At 43.8% G+C, this 3,491-nt stretch carries 4 protein-coding genes; 1 reads left to right on the top strand and 3 read right to left on the bottom strand.

Annotated features, from left to right (window positions below; all coding sequences use genetic code 11):
• Positions 1-179: 179 nt before the first annotated feature.
• Positions 180-1,118: a nitronate monooxygenase gene (locus ABFC84_04720; protein ID MEN6412058.1), complete on the bottom strand. Its 939-nt coding sequence runs from the start codon at positions 1,116-1,118 to the stop codon at positions 180-182.
• Positions 1,119-1,422: 304 nt separating this feature from the next.
• Here ABFC84_04720 and speD point away from each other — a divergent pair, with 304 nt between their 5' ends.
• Positions 1,423-1,875: an adenosylmethionine decarboxylase gene (gene speD / locus ABFC84_04725; GenBank protein ID MEN6412059.1), complete on the top strand. Its 453-nt coding sequence runs from the start codon at positions 1,423-1,425 to the stop codon at positions 1,873-1,875.
• Between the two features lie 114 nt (positions 1,876-1,989).
• Here the strand turns inward: speD and ABFC84_04730 are convergent, their stop codons facing one another.
• Both ABFC84_04730 and ABFC84_04735 read right to left on the bottom strand, forming a co-directional pair.
• Entirely contained in the window at positions 1,990-2,565 is a 576-nt protein-coding gene (locus ABFC84_04730) for a carbonic anhydrase (protein ID MEN6412060.1), read from the bottom strand.
• A 72-nt stretch (positions 2,566-2,637) separates the two neighbouring features.
• Positions 2,638-3,258, bottom strand: coding sequence for a hypothetical protein (locus tag ABFC84_04735; GenBank protein MEN6412061.1), 621 nt, complete (start codon positions 3,256-3,258; stop codon positions 2,638-2,640).
• Positions 3,259-3,491 lie beyond the last annotated feature (233 nt).

The raw sequence follows: 3,491 nt of genomic DNA on the forward strand, positions 1-3,491 counted from the left end.
ATGACAATCTGTCTGTTTGTGGTGCTCAAAAATAGACAGAAAAGACAGGGAGGCCATTATTTCTCAATCTCTCTGTCTTTTCCGTTGTTTCTTTGTCGTTTTGTTTTCTTAACTTAATGACATTGCCTAATCCGCCCTCTTCCCTGATCTTCTACATGCATGTCCCCAGCCGAATCGTATCACAGCAAATTAGGGGCGATCGCTAATGCCTGACGGGTTTCCGCCATAATGTTTTCGATAATATCCTGAGCCGGTTCAATTTTTCCCAGTAAACGCAAACTTTGCCCGGCCTGCACCATCCCATTGTCCACATCACCTTCGACGGCTGCCAGCCGGCTGGTACCCGCAGCCACACGATCCAATTCGGCAGCAGGCGTTCCCTGTCGCTCCAATGCCAAAAAATGCTCCGTAAATTTATTTTTTATACCTCGCACAGCATGCCCGCTGCTTAACCCGGTAACAACAGTATCCGTATCTATAGCTGCCAGCAGCTTCTGCTTGAAGTTTGGATGTACCGAACATTCTTCCGCCAATAAAAAACGTGTTCCCATCTGAACCCCTGCCGCTCCCATAACCAATGCGGCAGCCAGTCCCCGCCCATCGGCAAAACCGCCGGCAACAACAACCGGTATATCCACTTCGGGAATGACTTGAGTCATTAAAGCCATAGTCGTTAACACACCAATATGCCCGCCGGCTTCCATACCTTCCACTACAATCGCATCCGCTCCGGCGTCCTGGACTCGTTTCGCCAATTTGACATTCGGTACAACCGGAATAATTTTTACACTGGCCTGCTTAAATTTAGGGAAAAACGGAACAGGATTTCCTGCGCCCAAAGTAACAAAGGCCACTTTTTCAGCACAAATTACATCGACAATTTCATCCTTATTCGCCGCCATAAGCTGGACATTCACCCCGAAAGGCTTATCTGTCAAAAATTTTGCTGCCTTGATTTGTTCCTGAACCCACTCAGCCGTCCGGCCGCCGGCGGCTATAATACCGGCCCCCCCTGCCTGGGAAACAGCCGCAGCCAGCTTGCCGTCAGATACCCAGGCCATTCCTCCCTGGATGATCGGATATGTCACATTTAACAACTTTGTCAATTTTGTACTCATCTGAACAACCCCTTTTACATTGATAATAGTCTACATGGAAAAATTCCCTAGCGCATGGCATATTCCTGCCGTTTTGGCAATCCTAGATAGTATTCACCGATATTTTTATTTCTCTATTCAAAAAATTCCTTTACAATCTTGTCTAAGAGACTTATAATGAAAGACTGTATAATAGAGATAATATTCAGTGTACACCCACTAATTCCTATCTCAACTTTTTTTATTCGAAAGTTTTCTATTTTTGCTTTTTTGAGGAAAAATATACGCTTCACTGCGTAAAAATAGAAGCAAAGGGGCGATATGTATGAAACTGATTGGCAAGCATCTGACTGTTGATATGTATGGCTGCAGCTTTGAAAGCTTAGATAATCTAGTTTTCGTTAAAAATGCGATGCTGACAGCCGTAGATAAGGCCAACATGACTCTGCTTGATTTTACTTATCACAAATTTCAGCCACAAGGCTTGACTGCTTTAGCATTATTAGCAGAAAGCCACATGAGTATTCATACATACCCTGAATTAGGGTATGCCGCTGTTGATGTTTTTACCTGCGGTGAACAAAGCCGTCCGGATAAAGCCGTAGCCATTCTTCGCCATCTGTTTAAACCCACAAAAGTAAAAACTACCAATATTCGTCGCGGCGACTTCGGTTCAGTAAGTGATATGAAACCGAAAGTAAAAGTTCACGTTACCCCGTTACGCCGCGTCCGTGATACCGGAGTAAAAGTATTCCACTTTCTTTCCCGTACGAAGTAAGTACCAAAGCGCCGCATGTTATGCGGCATTTTTTATTTTAGTCTATCAAAACATAAATGATAGAGGATGATCGACTGATGCTTCTGACACCATTCTAACAGACTTGGCTACGTCTTATTTTGAACCAATCCCCTGATAACCGTTAACAACCACTTCAATTTCACCGGAACGAGGATTAAATATTAAACCATGTATCGGTACATCCTTAGGGATTAAGGGATTGGTCCTAATTTTTGCCACTACCTGCTCCACATTATCAACGGGATGATGAAACTGATCAATCCACTGTTCCAATTCAGGTTCAACCATCTTAATTGCGTCTGGCGAAATGCCTCGCGCCAGCATTTTTTCAATCAGCCCCCGGGAGCTTGAGTGAGCTACGCCACAATCCAAATGCCCTATAACCATGACCTCATTCACATTCAGTTCAAAGATGGCTACAACCAGACTGCGAATCGTCGCTTCAAACATGCCGGTAACCGAATTACCGGCGTTTTTAATAACTTTGGCCTCGCCGCGTCCAATTCCCAATGCCGGTTCCAAAAAATCCACCAAACGAGTGTCCATACAGGTAAAAATAGCCAACTGACGCTTGGGAAGTTTGCTGATATAGGAGTCATCAGCAAATTCACTAGGCAAATGGGCCACAAATAGGCGATTTGCTGCTAGAACTTGCTCCAAAATATTCATACCCCATCCTCCTTACTTCATTTAAAGTACATATTCAACAAAGTGCTATATATATACCTGCAAGCCTTATCTTCATAATTCTACATTCGGCGGTTCGAACTCATCCAGAACAATAGGAGTGATAACTGGACTTCTTGCTGAACTACTAAACAGCTTTACGGATACTTGATCCCCAGCAGCTTCTTTCCCGACTACCTTTTCACCCAGGCTAACGGCAGATCCCGCTCTGAAACACTTGCCGGTATTTAAATTCCGGAATCGAACGTCATATTTCCCCGGATCCAGATCATAAATTACAAACTGCTCCCCCCGCCGAATGCTGCATGCTCTAACAAGCTCTTCACCTGTTTCATGTAAGTAATAGATTGCTACTTTAACATGAAAACCATTCTGTGTATTATCTAAAAGTATCGTTCCATGGCCCGTGGTCTGTCTTGGACTAAAATCTGCTATATAGCCGGTTTGTATTGGCTCATCAGCTTGAGGAATAAAAGGTTTAACAACTTTGCCGCCGTTCTTGCTTTTCACAGACACAGCCGGCTCATTCCCCTGCACGTGAAGCGAATATGAACCATTAAAGAAATTCAAATAGCGTAATAAAAAAAGGACTCCCAGAAAAACAAATACACCGGCGACTCCAACCCATAATTTTTTATTTTTCCAAGGGTTTGTTTCAGAAGCAAAAGGCATCACAATCCACCTCCCCTAACTGGTACTATCTTCCTTGTGTTATCGCTAAAACCCTGCTTATTATATGAAAAGTGCATTGATGAATATTCCAGCTTTGCGGTTCATAGCTCATAGCTCATAGCAAAAAGCACTCATTTTCATGAGTGCTTTTTGCTTCAACCAGCAGCTATCTATCCTCCCAGGCCGTTTCCAGCCAAGTACTTTCGACGTTTATGGGCTTAACTACTGTGTTCGGT

Source organism: Veillonellales bacterium (assembly GCA_039680175.1).
GTDB lineage: Bacteria > Bacillota > Negativicutes > JAAYSF01 > JAAYSF01 > JBDKTO01.